16 protein-coding genes and 1 tRNA gene are annotated in these 17788 nt (G+C 73.4%); 6 read left to right on the forward strand and 11 right to left on the reverse strand.

The window, feature by feature from the left end; all coding sequences use genetic code 11:
* Positions 1-45: 45 nt before the first annotated feature.
* On the reverse strand, positions 46-1047 hold the full coding sequence (locus BX285_RS02625) for an SMI1/KNR4 family protein (protein WP_121174362.1): 1002 nt from the start codon (positions 1045-1047) through the stop codon (positions 46-48).
* Positions 1048-1488: 441 nt separating this feature from the next.
* Between BX285_RS02625 and BX285_RS02630 the strand changes: the two genes are divergently transcribed.
* Both BX285_RS02630 and BX285_RS02635 read left to right on the forward strand, forming a co-directional pair.
* The gene (locus BX285_RS02630; RefSeq protein WP_121174363.1) at positions 1489-1950 is read left to right on the forward strand and encodes a YwqJ-related putative deaminase; all 462 of its coding nucleotides are present in this window, start codon (positions 1489-1491) and stop codon (positions 1948-1950) included.
* A 181-nt stretch (positions 1951-2131) separates the two neighbouring features.
* Positions 2132-2593: an SUKH-3 domain-containing protein gene (locus BX285_RS02635; RefSeq protein ID WP_097236487.1), complete on the forward strand. Its 462-nt coding sequence runs from the start codon at positions 2132-2134 to the stop codon at positions 2591-2593.
* Positions 2594-2622: 29 nt separating this feature from the next.
* Here the strand turns inward: BX285_RS02635 and BX285_RS02640 are convergent, their stop codons facing one another.
* The gene (locus BX285_RS02640; protein WP_121174364.1) at positions 2623-3891 is read right to left on the reverse strand and encodes a sensor histidine kinase; all 1269 of its coding nucleotides are present in this window, start codon (positions 3889-3891) and stop codon (positions 2623-2625) included.
* 259 nt (positions 3892-4150) lie between these two features.
* Here BX285_RS02640 and ppc point away from each other — a divergent pair, with 259 nt between their 5' ends.
* Positions 4151-6946, forward strand: a complete 2796-nt coding sequence (ppc, locus tag BX285_RS02645; RefSeq protein ID WP_183106988.1) for a phosphoenolpyruvate carboxylase — start codon at positions 4151-4153, stop codon at positions 6944-6946.
* A gap of 72 nt (positions 6947-7018) precedes the next feature.
* On the opposite strand, the gene BX285_RS02650 is transcribed toward ppc, so the two are convergent.
* The 6 genes from BX285_RS02650 to BX285_RS02675 form a co-directional block, all read right to left on the reverse strand.
* Positions 7019-7237, reverse strand: coding sequence for a hypothetical protein (locus BX285_RS02650; protein ID WP_121174365.1), 219 nt, complete (start codon positions 7235-7237; stop codon positions 7019-7021).
* Positions 7238-7495: 258 nt separating this feature from the next.
* The gene (pth, locus tag BX285_RS02655) at positions 7496-8074 is read right to left on the reverse strand and encodes an aminoacyl-tRNA hydrolase (RefSeq protein ID WP_097236490.1); all 579 of its coding nucleotides are present in this window, start codon (positions 8072-8074) and stop codon (positions 7496-7498) included.
* A 112-nt stretch (positions 8075-8186) separates the two neighbouring features.
* A complete protein-coding gene (locus BX285_RS02660; protein ID WP_097236491.1) occupies positions 8187-8774 on the reverse strand; it encodes a 50S ribosomal protein L25/general stress protein Ctc in 588 nt (195 codons plus the stop codon).
* Positions 8775-9054: 280 nt separating this feature from the next.
* Positions 9055-10032 (reverse strand): ribose-phosphate diphosphokinase, encoded by a 978-nt coding sequence (locus BX285_RS02665; RefSeq protein WP_097236492.1) that lies wholly within the window; start codon positions 10030-10032, stop codon positions 9055-9057.
* 214 nt (positions 10033-10246) lie between these two features.
* Complete coding sequence (gene glmU / locus BX285_RS02670; protein ID WP_097236493.1) at positions 10247-11701, reverse strand: bifunctional UDP-N-acetylglucosamine diphosphorylase/glucosamine-1-phosphate N-acetyltransferase GlmU; 1455 nt, start codon at positions 11699-11701, stop codon at positions 10247-10249.
* Positions 11702-11844: 143 nt separating this feature from the next.
* Positions 11845-11915, reverse strand: a tRNA-Gln gene (locus BX285_RS02675).
* Between the two features lie 301 nt (positions 11916-12216).
* Between BX285_RS02675 and BX285_RS02680 the strand changes: the two genes are divergently transcribed.
* Together BX285_RS02680 and BX285_RS02685 are read left to right on the forward strand one after the other, a co-directional pair.
* A complete protein-coding gene (locus tag BX285_RS02680; RefSeq protein WP_097236494.1) occupies positions 12217-13221 on the forward strand; it encodes a fatty acid desaturase in 1005 nt (334 codons plus the stop codon).
* 200 nt (positions 13222-13421) lie between these two features.
* A complete protein-coding gene (locus BX285_RS02685) occupies positions 13422-14024 on the forward strand; it encodes a TetR/AcrR family transcriptional regulator (protein WP_045710789.1) in 603 nt (200 codons plus the stop codon).
* Between the two features lie 68 nt (positions 14025-14092).
* On the opposite strand, the gene BX285_RS02690 is transcribed toward BX285_RS02685, so the two are convergent.
* Positions 14093-14884 (reverse strand): methyltransferase domain-containing protein, encoded by a 792-nt coding sequence (locus tag BX285_RS02690; protein WP_097236495.1) that lies wholly within the window; start codon positions 14882-14884, stop codon positions 14093-14095.
* A gap of 111 nt (positions 14885-14995) precedes the next feature.
* Between BX285_RS02690 and BX285_RS02695 the strand changes: the two genes are divergently transcribed.
* Positions 14996-15493, forward strand: a complete 498-nt coding sequence (locus BX285_RS02695; protein ID WP_097236496.1) for a MarR family winged helix-turn-helix transcriptional regulator — start codon at positions 14996-14998, stop codon at positions 15491-15493.
* An 18-nt stretch (positions 15494-15511) separates the two neighbouring features.
* Here the strand turns inward: BX285_RS02695 and BX285_RS02700 are convergent, their stop codons facing one another.
* Together BX285_RS02700 and galE are read right to left on the reverse strand one after the other, a co-directional pair.
* Positions 15512-16534, reverse strand: coding sequence for a response regulator transcription factor (locus BX285_RS02700; protein WP_183106989.1), 1023 nt, complete (start codon positions 16532-16534; stop codon positions 15512-15514).
* A gap of 267 nt (positions 16535-16801) precedes the next feature.
* On the reverse strand, positions 16802-17779 hold the full coding sequence (gene galE, locus BX285_RS02710; protein WP_097236498.1) for a UDP-glucose 4-epimerase GalE: 978 nt from the start codon (positions 17777-17779) through the stop codon (positions 16802-16804).
* Positions 17780-17788: the final 9 nt, after the last annotated feature.

Below are 17788 nucleotides of genomic sequence, written 5' to 3' on the forward strand. Positions count from 1 at the left end.
GAACTGCCGGCACCGCCACCACGGCCACCGCCGCAGCCGTGCGCATCAGCCCACCGGGACGGCCCGGGCGAACCCGCCGTCCACCATCAGCTCCGCGACCGTCTCCAGCTCCGGCGGGCTGCCCGCCAGTCGCAGCAGGAAGGCGTCGAAGTCCTCGCCACAGGGCAGCAGCAGCCGGGCGAGGCGGTCCTCCGGGGCCTCCGGGCCTCCGGAGTCGCGGGCGTCGTCGTACAGGTGGAACCAGACCGAGCCGGTCCGGTCGCCGCGCACCTTGAGCGCGACGATGCCGCCCTGCGCGTAGGCGATGCCCAGGTAGTCCTTGGTGAGGTGGTCGCGCAGGCACTTGTTGGCGTACACGACGTCCTCGGTGCCGTACTCCTCGCTGAGGGTCAGGAACGGTTGGTCGAGCAGCAGGCCGAGTTCGGTGTCCAGGGCCACCCCGACCGGGCCGCGGCCGCCGCCCAGCTTGAGGAAGGTGCGGTAGGCGCCGGGCAGCCGGTAGCCGAGGCGTTCCTCGGCGCGCTGCACCAGGTCCTCGGGGACGCCGATCGGGTCGCCGCCGTCCCTGGCCAGGGAGAAGTGGACGGGCCGGCGCTCCTGCAGCGGGCGGGTGCCGCGCCGGGTGTGGTCGGCGGCGGAGGTGGCCAGGCCGCCGTGGTGCCGCAGCAGGGCCTTGACCTCGACCGGGACGAGCTCCATCCGCCGCCAGCCGGGGGCGGCCCGGCCCACTGCGTGGTGCCAGGTCCAGCCGGGCGGGGTGGCGACCGCGGTCTCCAGGTCGGCCCAGAGCGGGTGGCCCTGGGTGTAGAGCGCGGCGTTGGCCGAGACGTAGTCGGTCAGCCGCAGTTCGTCCACGCCGAAGCCCTCCGGCGGGTCGGCGACCTCGGCCGCGGCCGCGGCGTACGGGCCGAAGTCCGGGTAGCCGTACTCGTCCACCCTGACCCCGGCGGGGTGCCGCTCCGCGCGGACCGGATCCGGGAACTGCACCACCTGACCTGCGTACGCCGCGTTCGGTGCGGCGGCGACGCCGGGCCGACCTGTCGTCATCTGGGAGCCCCCACTGGCTGCTGCAAATACTCGGTGCTTGCTGGGCACCAGCCTAGGGCCTGCCTTCAACCCCCGGTCCTGGGGAGAGCCCCCCGCCCGGAACCTTCCCGGAACCCACGCGCCGGCCCCGCGCGGAACCCCCGCACCGGGCCGCACCTCACCCGTCCCGGCGGCCGGCTGCATCCCCCGGCTCGCCGCCGGGACGGTACCGCCGCGGCCGCGGCCCCGGGGACGGTTTCGGCACATCAGGGGACAAGTCATGACGCGGGGGTGCGGATTCGGCCAGTATCGGGTGATGCCCCGTCGGACATCCGGCCGCTCTGCCCGGTATCCGCCACGCCCGCACCCCGGTTGTACGGATGTCGGTGTCGTTTGACAGGCTTGCCCAGGACCGGCCGGGCCGCTGCGGCCGCCGCCGGATGACGAGGAGGAGGACGACGGATGACCACCGGTGAGCCGGCGGGCCCACCAGTGCTGCGCCACCACCGCGACAGCCTGCTGCCCGCCGTCGCCGCCGCGCTGTCGCTCAAGGGCGGCGAGGTGCACACCCTGGCGGGCGACAAGGACGCCCGTCGCCCGGTGCTGCACGGCCTGGTCACGGAGTTCCTGGACGCCCTGCCGCTGGACGCCCGCGAGCGGTTCACCGGCCGCTGCCCGGAGGCCGTCCTGCTCTCCCAGTACCTGACGACGGTCGACGGCCGGCGCTCCAAGCGCGCCGCCCGCAAGCCGATGACCCTGCACGAGGCCCGCAAGGCGCTCAAGGGCTCCCGGATGACGACCGTTCGGATCCGCGAGGAGGGCGATCCGGCGCACGGCACCCACGCCCCGCCGTGCCGTTCCTGCGCCCCGCTGCTGGAGCACTTCACCGTGCAGGTCGTCGCCGTCGGACCGCCCGCGCACTGACCGGCCGAGCACCGGCCCGGCCCCGGCCGGCCCCGGCCCACCCGCCCCCGGTCCGTCCCCCCGTCCCCGAGCCCTGGAGCAAGCCCTGAACCCGCCCAGCCCTCCCCCGCCCCCGCCGGCCACCCTGTCCACCGCCGGCGGTGCCACCGGCACCCGGACCCGCCCGCGCTTCCCCGCCGACGTGGCCGCCGAACTCAAGGCCGCCGGCTGGCACCCCGGCCGCTGGCAGATCCGGCAGGCCGAGGAGTGGGCCGACACCCTCGTCGGCTTCGGCGCACCCACCGGCGTGGGGCACGCGGTGTTCCCGGCGGCCGTGGAGGCCTGGGCCGAGTTCGGCGGCCTCGCCTTCGACCTGTCAGGCCCGGGCCGCCAGTTGGCCCGCACCCCGTTCCTGATCGACCCGCTGTGCGGCCTGCACCAGCCGCGCACCCTGCACGACCTCGGCCGGGCACTGGGCACCAAGCTGTCCCCGCTCGGCGAGGAGGCGTACGGGCAGGCGCTGCTGGCCGTCGACGAGGAGGGCCGGGTCTACAGCCTGGACCACACCGGCGAGTGGTTCCTCGGCCACGGCGTCGACCAGGCGATCACCGCCCTGGTGCTGGGCACCGCCCCGGGGCGGCTGCGCACCGCGGACGAGCACTGACGGGTACGGCGAAGAAGCAGGGCCGACGGCTACCGCAGCCGCTCGGCCCGTACCGCCAGCCGGGACGGCAGCACCGCCTCGACCCGGAACCCGCCGTCCGCCTCCGGCCCGGACGAGAAGGTGCCGCCCAGCGCGATCACCCGCTCGCGCATCCCGACCAGCCCGTTGCCCCCGCTGGGCAGCTGGGCCGCACCGCGCTCCCCGCCCGGGCAGGCGTTCACCACGCTCACCCGCACCCCGTTCGGCGCGTACGCCAGCAGCACGGACACCTGTGCGCCGCCCGCGTGCTTGTGCGCGTTGGTGAGCCCCTCCTGGACGACCCGGTAGGCGGTCTGCTCCGCCTCGCCGGTGAACTCCTGCCGGCTGCCGCTGACCGTCAGCGTCACCGCCATGCCGGCCGCCCGGGACTGGTCCACCAGCCGGGGCAGCGCGGCCAGCGAGTCCGGTTCCTGCGGCCGTTCGTCGTCCATCCGCAGCACGCCGAGGATCTCGCGCAGCTCGTTCAGCGCCTGCCGGCCCACCTCGCCCATCAGCTTGGCGCTCTGCGCGGCCTTCTCCGGGTCCTTGGCGGCGATCCGCTCCAGCGCGCCGGCGTGCACCACCATCAGCGAGACCCGGTGCGCCACCACGTCGTGCATCTCCCGGGCGATCCGGGTGCGTTCCTCCAGCCGGGCCCGCCGGGCGCGCTCCTGGGCCTGCTCGGCCAGCAGGTCCAGTTCGGTCTCCAGGCCGTGCGCACGGTCCTTGAGCGATTCGATCAGCCGCCGCCGCGCACCCACGTACAGGCCGGTCACCACCGGCGGGACGGTCAGCCCGACCGCGACCAGCACGGCTATCAGGACCTGGCCCCACAGCGGCGGCTGCTCCACCCCCGAGTCGCCGGGGGTCAGCATCGAGACCATCATCACGGCGACCGCCTCGGCGAAGGCCAGCCCGGACAGCGCCACCACCCGCCAGCGCCGCGTGGGCCACTCCCAGGTCTCGGCCAGTGTGTACAGCGCCACCACGAGCAGCAGCACCCCGAGCATCCCGGGCATGGCGACCAGGGTGACCAGCACGGGGACGGCCGGCCAGCGCCGGCGCAGCACCAGCGAGCCGCCGGCCAGCGCGCCGAGCAGCGCGATCCCGACCTTCCCCGCGGTGGTCAGATCGACCCGTGCGGACAGGAATCCGATCGTGCTGGCCGCGCACTCCAGCGCGGCGAGCAGGGCCAGCCCGATGTCCAGGAAGGCGCTGCGCGGCCGCTTCCACCACCAGAACGATCGTTCCTGCGCGCGCTCCCCAGGCGACTTGCTCATGTCCGACAGCCTATGCGGCAACCCCCACCCCTCCCCACCGGGATTGTCCGGCACACCTCCCGGGCACGCCAAGTGGTCCAGACCACAGCTGTATCCCGGCAGCTCTGTCCGCCATCCGGCCACCTCTCGGACAGCGCACGCCCCGACACCTATGCTGGTCGCGTCGGACAGCGCGGTCCGCACGCGTCACAACCGCCACACGCGGGCGGACCTGTGACGATGAGCCGTTGCCGAACCCCACCACCACAGGGAGCCAGCCGTGACCGCTCCGGTCCCCACCCCGGCGGACAGCCCCACCGTCATCGCCGACAACGCCGCCCTGCGTGCGGACATCCGCCGCCTCGGCGACCTGCTCGGCGAGACGCTGGTCCGCCAGGAGGGCCCCCAGCTGCTGGGCCTGGTCGAACAGGTCCGCCTGCTCAGCCGCACCGACGGCGAGGCCACCGCCGAACTCCTCTCCGACATCGACCTGGACACCGCCGCCAAGCTGGTCCGCGCGTTCTCCACCTACTTCCACCTCGCCAACGTCACCGAGCAGGTGCACCGCGGCCGCGAGTTCGCCACCCGCCGCGCCCGGGAGGGCTCGCTGCTCGCGCAGACCGCCGACCAGCTCGCCGAGGCCGACCCCAAGCACCTCCAGGACACCCTGGCCCACCTCGCGGTCCGTCCGGTCTTCACCGCGCACCCCACCGAGGCAGCCCGCCGCAGCGTCCTCAACAAGCTGCGCAGGATCGGCGAACTCCTCGACCGCATCCACCGCGAGGAGCTCAGCTCCGGCCTCGCCGCCGCCGGCCCCGCGCGCACCAGCAGCGCCCGGCGCTCCGCCGACCGCCGCCTCGCCGAGGTCATCGACCTGCTCTGGCAGACCGACGAGCTGCGCATCGCCCGCCCCGAGCCCACCGACGAGGCCCGCAATGCCGTCTACTACCTGGACGAGCTCTACCGCGAGGCCGTCCCCGAGGTCCTGGAGGAGCTGCACGAGGAGCTGGCCCGGGTCGGCCTGGGCCTGCCCGAGGGCGTGCGCCCGCTCACCTTCGGGACCTGGATCGGCGGCGACCGCGACGGCAACCCCAACGTCACCCCGCAGGTCACCTGGGACGTCCTCAACCTCCAGCACGAGTACGGCATCAAGGACGCGCTGGCCGCCATCGACGACCTGCGCAACACCCTCTCCACCTCCGAGCGGCTGGCCGGCGCCTCCGTCGAACTGCTCGCCTCGCTCAACACCGACCTGCACCTGCTCCCCGAACTCAGCCCGCGCTACCGGCGGATGAACGCCGAGGAGCCCTACCGCCTCAAGGCCACCTGCATCCGGCTCAAGCTGGAGAACACCCGCGAGCGCCTGGCCGGCGGCACCCCGCACGTCGAGGGCCGCGACTACCTCGGCACCCGCGAACTCCTCGCCGACCTGCGGCTGATCCAGGAGTCCCTGCGCGCCCACCGCGGCGAGCTGATCGCCGACGGCCGCCTCGCCCGCGCCATCCGCACCATCGAGGCCTTCGGCCTCCAACTCGCCACCATGGACGTGCGCGAGCACGCCGAGGCCCACCACCACGCCCTCGGCCAGCTCTTCGACCGCCTCGGCGAGGAGGCCTGGCGCTACGCCGACATGCCGCGCGAGTACCGGCAGAAGCTGCTCGCCAAGGAGCTCCGCTCGCGCCGCCCGCTCGCCCCCACCCCGGCCCCGCTGGACGAGGCCGGCACCAAGACCCTCGGCGTCTTCAACACCATCCGCGAGGGCTTCGAGCGCTTCGGCGACGAGATCGTCGAGAGCTACATCATCTCGATGTGCCAGGGCGCCGACGACGTCTTCGCCGCCACCGTGCTGGCCCGCGAGGCCGGCCTGATCGACCTGCACACCGGGATCGCCAAGATCGGCATCGTGCCGCTGCTGGAGACCACCGACGAGCTCCAGCAGGCCGACCGCATCCTGGACGAGATGCTCTCCGACCCCTCCTACCGGCTGCTCGTCTCGCTGCGCGGCGACATCCAGGAGGTCATGCTCGGCTACTCCGACTCCTCCAAGTTCGGCGGCATCACCACCTCCCAGTGGGAGATCCACCGCGCCCAGCGCCGGCTGCGCGACGTCGCCCACCGCTACGGCATCCGGCTGCGCCTCTTCCACGGCCGCGGCGGCACCGTCGGCCGCGGCGGCGGCCCCTCGCACGAGGCCATCCTGGCCCAGCCCTGGGGCACCCTGGAGGGCGAGATCAAGGTCACCGAGCAGGGCGAGGTCATCTCCGACAAGTACCTGCTCCCCTCCCTCGCCCGGGAGAACCTGGAACTGACCATCTCCGCCACCCTGTCCGCCTCCGCGCTGCACACCGCCCCGCGCCAGGCCCCCGAGTCGCTGGCCCGCTGGGACGCCGCGATGGACCAGGTCTCCGAGGCCGCCCACACCGCCTACCGCGGCCTGGTCGAGCAGGAGGACCTGCCGAAGTACTTCTTCGCCTCCACCCCGGTCGACCAGCTCGCCTCGCTGCACCTGGGCTCCCGCCCGTCCCGCCGCCCCGACTCCGGCGCCGGCCTGGACGGCCTGCGGGCCATCCCGTGGGTCTTCGGCTGGACCCAGTCCCGCCAGATCGTCCCCGGCTGGTACGGCGTCGGCTCCGGCCTCGCCGCCGCCCGCGCCGCGGGCCTGGGCGGCGTGCTGGACGAGATGTACGGCGAGTGGCACTTCTTCCGCAACTTCCTGTCCAACGTCGCCATGACGCTGGCCAAGACCGACCTGCGGATCGCCCGCCACTACGTCGAGCAGCTGGTGCCCGGCGAGCTGCGGCACGTCTTCGACCAGATCAAGGACGAGCACGCGCTCACCCTGCGCGAGGTGCTCCGGCTCACCGGCGAGGGCGAACTGCTGGAGCACAACCCGGTGCTGAAGCAGACCTTCGCCGTCCGCGACGCCTACCTCGACCCGATCTCCTACCTCCAGGTCGCGCTGCTGCGCCGCCAGCGCGAGGAGGTCTCGGCCGGCCGCCGCGACGACCCGCTGCGCGCCCGCGCGCTGCTGCTGACCGTCAACGGCATCGCCGCCGGCCTGCGCAACACCGGCTGACGCCGGGCCCGCAACGGCCGAGGGGCCGGTGTCCCGCCCCCGGGACACCGGCCCCTCGCCGTACGGGGGTTGCTACTCCGCGGGCTCGCCCGCGCGCCTGCGCTTCAGCCACAGCGCCGCGCCGCCGGCCGCCACGACCAGGCCGCCGCCGACCGCCAGCAGCCCCGCGTCGGGGCCCATCGACTCGCCCAGCACCGGGCTGAACTGCGCCGCGGCCGGCTCCGGGGGGAGCGCCGGATCGGACTCCGCCACCGGGTCCGCGTGCGCCACCGCACCGCTGGACAGCAGCATCCCGGCCGCCCCCAGCGCACCGGCCGTACCGACACGCCGTCCGAGCCGCCTCAGCCGAACCACCCGGGTCCGCCGCAGTCGGCGGACCGGACCCAATCCCCGCATCGAGAACTCCCCAAACTCCCCAGGACTCGTTCGCGTACCGCGGCCGACGCTATCCGATCCCGTCCGGGCTTCTCACACGGATTCAGCTCCGGCCCGCCAAGCGTTGTACGACTGTTGCGTACCCGGCGCCCGGCGCGCCGTCTTGACGGAGGCTCAGGAGTTGTACGTCCCCTGCGCCCGCTCCAGCCCTTCGGACAGCAGCGCCTCCACCGCGTCCGCCGAGCGGTCCACGAACCACTCCAGCTCCTTGCGCTCGGTCGAGGAGAAGTCCTTCAGCACGAAGTCCGCGACCTCCATCCGGCCCGGCGGACGGCCGATCCCGCAGCGCACCCGGTGGTAGTCCGGGCCCAGCGACTTGGTGATCGACTTCAGCCCGTTGTGGCCGTTGTCGCCGCCGCCCAGCTTCAGCCGCAGCGCCGCGTAGTCGATGTCCAGCTCGTCGTGGACCGCGATCAGCGCGGCGGCCGGCACCTTGTAGAAGTCTCGCAGCGCCGTCACCGGCCCGCCGGAGAGGTTCATGAAGGACATCGGCTTGGCCAGCACCACCCGCTTGCCCGCCAGCCGTCCCTCGGCCACCTGCGCCCTGCTCTTGTGCGCCTTGAACTTGGCGCCCATCCGCTGCGCCAGCAGGTCCACCACCATGAACCCGATGTTGTGCCGGTTGCGGGCGTACTGCTCGCCCGGGTTGCCCAGCCCCACCACCAGCCAGGGGCCCTCGTACTCGTCCGCCATCGCGCTCTCACTCCTCGCCTTCGCGCTCGTCGTCATCATCCCGGACACACCGCTGCCCCGGCCGCTCCAGCGGGAGCGACCGGGGCAGCGGTCCGTGCTAGCAGGGCGAGGCTCAGGCCTCGGTGCCCTCGGCCTCGGCGGCCTCCTCGTCGGCCGGAGCGGCCTGGGCGCCGATGACCTGCAGGACGACGGCGTCGGCCTCGACGGCCAGGGTGACGCCGGCCGGCAGGGTGATGTCCTTGGCGTGGATGGAGGCACCGGCCTCCAGGCCCTCGACCGAGACGGTGACGGACTCGGGCAGGTGGGTGGCCTCGGCCTCGATCGGCAGCGCGTTGAGGACGTGCTCCAGCAGGTTGCCGCCCGGGGCCAGCTCGCCCTCGGTGTGGACCGGGATCTCGACGGTGACCTTCTCGCCACGCTTGACCAGCAGCAGGTCGACGTGCTCGATGGTGCGCTTGATGGCCTCGCGCTGGACGGCCTTGGGCAGCACGTACTCGTCCTTGCCCTCGATCGGGACGACCAGCAGGGCGTTCGGGGTCTTGAGGGCCATCATCAGGTCGTGGCCGGGCAGGTTCAGGTGAACCGGGGCGTGGCCGTGGCCGTAGACGACACCGGGGACGAAGCCGGCACGGCGGGCGCGACGGGCGGCACCCTTGCCGAACTCGGAACGGGTCTCAGCGGCAAGGCGGATCTCGGACACGACTGCACTCCTCGTGGAAGATGGCGCGGGGGTGCAGGCAACGCGAAAAACCGCCGGGACCACACCCTCAGTACGTTCGGGGGTCACTCGGCGGCAACGGCCTGCCGGCGGACGGGAATCCGGCACCGGCAGCGCGTCGATCACGGAGCGGGCGCCCGTCGAGCAGGCACACGGCATCCCTCGCCGAGCAGTCTCACGAGTCTAACCGCACCGGTGCCCTGCCGCGAAATCGGCGGCGGCCCCGGTCCGTTCGGACCGGGGCCGCCTGCGCGGGCCTTCGTCAGTGCACGCCCTCGAAGAGGCTCGTGACCGAACCCTCCTCGAACACCTCGCGGATCGCGGCGGCGATCGACGGGGCGATGGACAGCGTGGTGATCTTGTCCAGCTGGAGCTGGGCCGGGGTGGGCAGCGTGTTGGTGAACACGAACTCGCTGACCCGGGAGTTCTTCAGCCGGTCCGCGGCCGGGCCGGAGAGCACCCCGTGGGTGGCCGCGACCAGGACGTCCGCGGCGCCGTTCTCGAACAGCGCGTCGGCGGCGGCGCAGATCGTGCCGGCCGTGTCGATCATGTCGTCGACCAGGACGCAGACCCGGCCCTCGACGTCACCGACGACGTCGGCCGACAGGATGGTGTTGGCCTGGGTGATGTCGCGGCGCTTGTGGATGATCGCCAGCGGGGCGGCCAGGCGGTCGCACCACTGGTCGGCGACCTTCACCCGGCCGGCGTCCGGGGAGACGACGGTCAGCTTGGAGCGGTCGACCTTCTCGCCGATGTAGTCGGCCAGCAGCGGCAGCGCGAACAGGTGGTCCACCGGGCCGTCGAAGAAGCCCTGGATCTGCGCGGTGTGCAGGTCCACGGCCATCAGACGGTCGGCCCCGGCCTGGCGCAGCAGGTCGGCGACCAGGCGGGCCGAGATGGGCTCGCGGCCGAGGTGCTTCTTGTCCTGGCGGGCGTAGCCGTAGAACGGCAGGATCGCGGTGATGCTCTTGGCGGAGGCCCGCTTCAGAGCATCGATCATGATCAGCTGCTCCATGATCCACTGGTTGATGGGAGCCGTGTGGCTCTGCATCACGAAGCAGTCCGCACCACGGGCGGACTCCAGGAAGCGGACGTAGATCTCGCCGTTGGCGAAGTCCAGGGCCTTGGTGGGGACCAGTTCGGTCCCGAGCGCCTCGGCCACCTCCTTCGCCAGCTCCGGGTGGGCACGGCCGGAGAAGAGTTTGAGCTTCTTCTCACCCGACGTCGTGATCCCGCTCACTGCACCGTCTCCTCGCGTTGCGGACGCTGAACCCTCGACCCGGTGCGGGCAGGCGGGGCCCACGCGCGGTACGGGGTCGGGGGGAATGTCGGTACGCCTGGACACGGGCGGTAAGCCCAGTGGCGCACGTATGTCCCCAAGGTTACGCGCCCGCGCAGAAACCGTCCGCCCCGGGATCGCCCCTGGGTCGGCCCGCGGTGCCCCGCCCGCCCCGTCAGGCCTGCCCGGCCCCGTCCGTCGCCGCCTTCGCGGCCTGCGCGGAGACGGTTCCGGGGCGCTTGCGCTCGACCCACCCCTCGATGTTGCGCTGCTGCGCGCGGTTCACGCCGAGTGCGCCGGCCGGGACGTCGGAGGTGATGACCGAGCCCGCACCGGTGTAGGCACCGTCACCGACGGTGACCGGGGCGATGAACATGTTGTCCGAACCGGTGCGGCAGTGCGCGCCGATGACGGTGCGGTGCTTGTTCACGCCGTCGTAGTTCACGGTGACCGAGGCCGCGCCGATGTTGGTGCCCTCGCCGATCGTGGCGTCGCCGATGTACGACAGGTGCGGCACCTTGGCACCCTCGCCGAGCTCGGAGTTCTTCACCTCGACGTAGGTGCCGACCTTCGCCTTGCGGGCCAGCTTCGCGCCCGGCCGCAGGTAGGCGTAGGGGCCGGCGGTGGCCAGCTCGCCCACCTCGGCACGGTCGGCCGTGGTGTTGCTCACCCGGGCGCCGGCGCCGATCAGGGTGTCCTTGAGGGTCGAGTTCGGACCGACCTCGCAGCCCTCGGCCAGGTGGGTGGCGCCCTGCAGCTGGGTGTTGGGCAGCACCACCGCGTCCGGCTCGTAGGTCACCTGGACGTCGAACCAGGTGGTCGCCGGGTCCACCACGGTGACGCCCGCGCGCATCGCCCGCTCCAGCAGACGGTCGTTCAGCAGCCGGCGGGCCTGCGCCAGCTGGACCCGGTCGTTGATGCCCAGGATGTCCCGGTGGTCCTCGGCGACCACGGCACCGACCCGGTGGCCGGCCTTGCGCAGGATCTCCAGGGTGTCGGTCAGGTACTCCTCGCCCTGCGAGTTGTCCGTGGTGAGCTCGGCCAGCGCCTCGACCAGCAGCTTGGCGTCGAAGGCGAAGACGCCCGAGTTGATCTCGGCGATCGCCCGCTGGGTGTCGGTGGCGTCCCGCTCCTCGACGATCGAGGCGACGGTGCCGTCCTCGTCCCGCAGGATCCGGCCGTAGCCGAAGGGCTCGGGGACGACGGCGGTCAGCACGGTGACGCCGTTCTGCTGGGCCGCATGAGCGTCCGCCAGCCGGCGCAGGGTCGCCCCGGTCAGCAGCGGCGAATCGCCGGCGGTGACGATCACGGTGCCGTCCAGCACCACGCCGTCCGCGCCCAGCGCCTCCAGCGCGGTGCGCACCGCGTGCCCGGTGCCGTTCTGCTCCTCCTGGACGGCCGTACGCACCGCCGGGTAGTGCGCCGCCAGGTGCTCCTGCACCTGCTCGCGCTGGTGCCCGACGACCACGACCAGCTGCTCCGGAGCCAGCTCCCCGGCCGCCGAGACCGCGTGCCCCACCAGCGACCGTCCGCACACCTCGTGCAGCACCTTGGGCAGCTTGTTCGACTTCATCCGGGTCCCGCCACCGGCGGCGAGCACGACAACGGCGGCAAGCGAATTGGCACCCATGCGGGGAGGCTCCTCGGTAGGTTCACGGAGAGGGCAGAGCAGGCCCGGCCCGGACCCACGCCGGTCGCCGGTCGCACAGTCCGCCGAGCGGCACCGACAATACCGGCGCGATGGAAGACGCCCGAACCAGAGGCGTGCAGAGGCTCCGCCGCTAGGATTCGAACCCAGACAAAGGCCTCCAAAGGGCCCTGTGCTGCCATTACACCACGGCGGACAGTCGTGTCAGACCCTACCCGAGTCGACCCTGCCGTGGGTATCGCCTTGCACCGATCCGCAACCGCCGGCCCACGCTCGGTTCCCGCCGCGGTCCGCGCTCCGATCCACGCCCCGATCCGCCGGCGTCTCCGCCGCCGAACCCCGTGGGGTCGGGGTTCATCCATCCAGTCGGGTGAATTCACTCAAGAGCCGCGCGGCGGAGTGTTCCCTTGGACACGGAGCGCAACCTACGATGCCGTAGGTTACGCCGACGTAGGCTCCGCTTCTCTCCCGTACCGGGACGCCGCAAAGGGACGCCCATGACCATCCAGGCAGGAGAGGCGCGCGCGGGGACCGCCGCCTCCCGTACTCCGTCCTCCGACCCCCAGACCCTCGACCCGCAGACCGCCGCCACCCAGCTGTCCGCCACCCGCGGCGGGGAGAAGCAGGGTCTGCCCGAGCGGATCGCGCTCGGACTGTTCATCCTCGTGCCCTTCACCGCGCTGCTGGCCGCCGTCCCGGTGGCCTGGGGCTGGGGGCTGGGGTGGACGGACCTCGCGATCGCCGTCGCCATGTACTTCCTCACCTGCCACGGCGTCACCGTCGGCTACCACCGCTACTTCACCCACGGCTCGTTCAAGGCCAACCGCCCGGTGCGCCTCGCGCTGGCGATCGCCGGCAGCCTCGCGGTCGAGGGCCCGCTGGTGCGCTGGGTGGCCGACCACCGCAAGCACCACCGGTTCAGCGACAAGGACGGCGACCCGCACTCGCCCTGGCGCTACGGGGAGAGCGTCCCCGCGCTGCTGAAGGGCCTGTTCTGGGCGCACCTGGGCTGGCTCTTCGACGAGGAGCAGACCCCGCAGCTCACCTACGCCCCGGACCTCGTCCGCGACCCGGCCATAAGGCGGATCTCCCGGCTGTTCTGGCTCTGGACCGCCATCTCGCTGCTGCTGCCCGCGCTGGTCGGCGGCCTGGTGACGCTCTCCTGGGCGGGCGCGCTCTCCGCCTTCTTCTGGGGTTCGCTGGTCCGAGTGGCCCTGCTGCACCACGTCACCTGGTCGATCAACTCGATCTGCCACGCCGTCGGCCGCCGCCCGTTCCGCTCCCGGGACCGCTCCGGCAACGTCTGGTGGCTCGCGGTGCTCTCCTGCGGGGAGTCCTGGCACAACCTGCACCACGCCGACCCGACCTCGGCCCGGCACGGCGTGCTCCGCGGACAGATCGACTCCTCGGCCCGGCTGATCCGCTGGTTCGAGCTGGCCGGCTGGGCCCGGGACGTCCGCTGGCCGGACGCGCAGCGGATCGCCGCCCGCCGCGCCGCATGAGGCGGCGCTTCCAGCATGATGTAGGGGTGAACGGGAGCAGCGCAGACAGCACAGGCGGGCAACACAGCACGCGGACGGACGCGGCGCCCGCTACGGCGCCGGCCCGTCCGCGGGCCGCTGCACCGGCGGGCGCGGCCGCCGAGGGGGGTGCGGACCGGGGCGCCGCCCCGGCCCCGCGCCGCCGGGGCGGCCGGGTCCGGATGACCGGCAAGCAGCGGCGCGAACAGCTGCTGGAGATCGGCCGGACGGTCTTCGCGGAGCGCGGCTACGACGGAACCTCGGTGGAGGAGATCGCCGAGCGCGCCGGGGTGTCGAAGCCCGTCGTCTACGAGCACTTCGGCGGCAAGGAGGGGCTGTACGCGGTGGTGGTGGACCGCGAGATGCAGCTGCTGCTGGACATGGTGACCGGGGCGCTGACCGGCGGACACTCGCGCGAGCTGCTGGAGCAGGCCGCCTTCGCGCTGATGGACTACATCGACACCTCGACGGACGGCTTCCGGATCCTGGTCCGGGACTCGCCGGTGGCCCAGTCGACCGGCACCTTCGCCTCGCTGATCAGCGACATCGCCACGCAGGTGGAGGACATCCTGGGCCTGGAGTTCAAGTCCCGGGGCTTCGACGCCCGGCTGGCCCCGATGTACTCGCAGATGCTGGTCGGCATGGTCGCACTGACCGGGCAGTGGTGGCTGGAGGTGCGCAAGCCGGACAAGGCGACGGTGGCGGCGCACCTGGTGAACCTCGCCTGGCACGGGCTGGAGGGCCTGGAGCGCCACCCCCGGCTGGTCGGCGACCGCACGGGCTGACCGCGACCGACCGGGGGCCGGCCGGCCGCCGTGCTGCCGGGCCCGGTCGCCGATCGCCCCCCGGCCGGCTACCGCCTGATCCCCACCGCGAAGATCCGCCGGAACGGGAACACCGTCCCGTACGGCCCGGCCGGGTACGCCTCGCGCAGCAGCCGCCCGTACTCGGCGAGGAAGGCGGCCCGCTCGGCCGGGTCGGCGAGCAGGCCCAGGACCGGGCGCAGCGCGCTGCCCTTGACCCACTCCAGGACCGGGTCCGGCCCCGGGAGCAGGGTGGAATAGGTGGTCTCCCAGACGTCCGGGAGGCAGTCGGCGCCGGCCAGGGCGTCGAGGTAGCGCTCGGGCGGGTGGACGCCGGCGCGGACGGCGTCCTCGCCGAGCAGGTCGCGCCAGCGGGGGCTGCGGCGCAGCTCGGCGAGCAGGGTGTGGCTTGGGGCCTCGAAGTTGCCGGGGACCTGGAAGGCGACGACTCCGCCGGGACGCAGGGCGCCGGCCCAGCGCGGGACGAGGTCGAGGTGGCCGTCGATCCATTGCAGGGTGGCGTTGGAGACGATCAGGTCCGGCCGGGCCGGGGCCGGGTCGTAGTCGCGGGCGTCGGCGAGCAGGTAGTCGGCGCTCGGTTCGCCCTCGGCGCGGGCGGTGGCGAGCATCGGGGCGGAGTTGTCGACGCCGGTGATGCGGGCGCCCGGCCAGCGCTCGCGCAGGACGGCGGTGGAGTTGCCGGGCCCGCAGCCGATGTCGAGGATCCGCTCGTCGCCCCGGGTCGGCAGATCGGGGACGCGGGCGAGCAGGTCGCGCAGCGGGCGGGTGCGTTCGTCGGCGAAGCGCAGGTACTGCGCCGGGTCCCAGACGGTGGTGGTCATGGTCTACCTCGCAAGTATCTCGATATCAAGATATCTGCTCGTAGCCTTGCCCGCACATTTCTCGATGTCAAGAGACTTCACATCGACACATCCACCGATACACTGATCGTCATGGAGGACGAGGTCGACAGGCTGGTCGCAGCGTGGCGCCGAGAGCGCCCCGACCTCGACGTGGAGCCGCTGGAGGTGCTCAGCCGGGTCAGCCGGCTCGCCCGGCACCTGGACCGCGCCCGCCGCACCGCCTTCGCCGAGCACGGCTTGGAGCCCTGGGAGTTCGACGTCCTGACCGCCCTGCGGCGGGCCGGCACCCCCTACCAGCTCTCCCCCGGCCAACTGCTCACCCAGACCCTGGTCACCTCCGGCACCATGACCAACCGGATCGACCGGCTCACCGGCAAGGGCCTGGTCAAGCGCCTGCCCGACCCGGACGACCGACGCGGCGTCCTGGTCCGCCTCACCGACGACGGCCGCGACCGCGCCGACCAGGCACTCGCCGGGCTCCTCGCGCACGAGCGCGAACTCCTCGCCCAGCTCAGCTCCGGCCAGCAGACCGAACTCGCGGCACTGCTGCGGCAGCTGGTCGCCCCCTTCGACAACATCCCCGGCTAGGGCCTGTCCGGCTGGTCCCTAGGACCTGTCGGCGCCCGTGGCGACGGACGGCGGCGCCACGGGTACGGCCGGCTCCGCGGGGCTGACCCCGGCCCGGCGGGCGACCGCGACGGCGGCCAGCGTGGAGTGCACCCCCAGCTTGCCGAGCACGTTCTGCATGTGCGTCCGGACGGTGTGCGGGGACAGGTAGAGCCGCTCCGCGACGGCCTGCCGGCCCAGGCCCGCGACCATGCAGCGCAGGATCTGCTTCTCCCGCGGCGTGAGGGTGTCCACCAGCCGCTCGCTCTCGGTGCGGTCCCGCCGGGCGGTGGTGAGCTCGCGGATCACCCCGGTGAGCAGCGCGGGCGGCAGGTGCGTCTCGTCGCGCAGCACCCCGCGGACCACCGCGAGCAGCCGGGCCAGCGAACTCTCCTTGGCCACCCAGCCGGTGGCGCCGGCGTGCAGGGCGCGGGCGGCGCGGTGCGGGTCGTCGGCGGTGGCCAGGACGACGGCGCGCAGCCCAGGGTGGGCGCGGCGGAGCCGGGCCAGCAGGGTGATGCCGTCGGGCGACGGCGTCGGTCTGAGCTGATCGGGCCGCACCTGGTCGGGCCTGAGCTGGTCGACCCGGACCTGGTCGGCCCGGAGCTGGTCGGCCCGGAGCTGGTCGCCCGCCGGGCGGGCGCCGGCCACCCCGGCCGACAGCGTGGGCGGTGCCCCGAGCGGAACGGCCGCCCGGCGCGCCGGCGGTACGGGCGGGGCCGCCCGGCGCCGCACCTCCTCGGCGGCATCCGGACCGGGCCGCCTGCGGACGGCCGTCGCCGCCGACCCGCCCGCTCCGCCGACCCCGGCCGCGCCGACCGTCGTCTCGGCTCCGAGGTCGGCGTCGATCAGCGCCACGTCGTAGGCCCGGCCCTCGACGGCGGCACGCTCCAGCGCCCGCTCGGCGGCCGCCGCGCTGCCCGCCGCGCCCACCTCCACGTCCGGCTCGGCGGCGAGCGCCGCGGCCAGTGCCTCGGCGAAGATCCGGTGACCGTCGACCACCAGGACGCGAATCCGCCCCATCGTCCCTCCCCTGCTCAGACCGCCCGAGCCCGGGAACGGGGAGACCGGCCCGGCATCCGCGATCCGGACCCGCCGCTCCGCCCGCCCACCGGTGGTCGGTAAGACCGAAGGGCGCCGGCCCCCACCGGTACCGCACTCAGCGTACGGGTCGGGAATCGCCCTCGTGGTGATTCGGTGAAGTTTCGTCAGAAGGGGCGTGCGTGACAGGACTTGCGTCACCGGACGGCGCCCGGCCACCGCGGACGGCGGCGGCCGGGGCGCACAGGTCTAGCGGGCGTTCTTCTCCAGGGTGAACTTCCAGGCGTCGGCGACGATGTCGTCCAGGCTCGGGCGGCGCGGGGTCCAGCCCAGCGCCTCGTGGGCGCGGGCGGCCGAGGCCACCAGCACCGCCGGGTCTCCCGCCCGGCGGCCCGCGATCTGCACCGGGATCTCCCGGCCGGTGACGCGCTTGACCGACTCGATCACCTCGCGCACCGAGAAGCCGCTGCCGTTGCCCAGGTTGCAGATCAGGTGCTCGCCCGGCTTGGCGGCGTCCAGGGCCAGCAGGTGGGCCTCGGCCAGGTCCGCGACGTGGATGTAGTCGCGGATGCAGGTGCCGTCCGGGGTCGGGTAGTCGTCGCCGTACACCGCGATGTGCGGGCGCTGGCCGAGCGCGGCCTGGAAGACCAGCGGAATCAGGTGCGACTCGGGGTCGTGCCGCTCCCCGAAAGTGACATCGAAAGAACTGCCGTACGCGCCGGCCACGTTGAAGTAGCGCAGCGAGACGGCGGCCAGGCCGTGCGCGACGGCCTCGCTGGTGATCAGGTGGTCCACGGCGAGCTTGGTGGCGCCGTAGGTGTTGGTCGGCGCGGTGCGGGCGGTCTCGGCGATCGGCACGGCCTCCGGCTCGCCGTAGGTGGCGGCGGTGGAGGAGAACACCAGCTTGCGCACGCCCGCCGCGCGCATCGCGCTGATCAGCTCCAGCGAGCCGGCCACGTTGTTGCGCCAGTACTTCTCCGGGTCCGCGACCGACTCGCCGACCTGGGAGGAGGCGGCGAAGTGCAGCACGCCGTCGAAGGAGCCGTCCAGCACCTTGTCGGCCTCCTGGATCCGGCCCTCGACGAACTCGGCGCCGGCCGGCACACCCTCGCGGAAGCCGGTCGAGAGATCGTCCAGGACCGTCACCTGGTGCCCCGCCTCCAGCAGGTGGGCGGCCACCACGCTGCCCACGTAGCCGGCGCCACCCGTGACCAGGTACTTACTCATGTTGGGACC

The organism is Streptomyces sp. 1114.5 (assembly GCF_003635085.1).
Lineage (GTDB): Bacteria > Actinomycetota > Actinomycetes > Streptomycetales > Streptomycetaceae > Kitasatospora.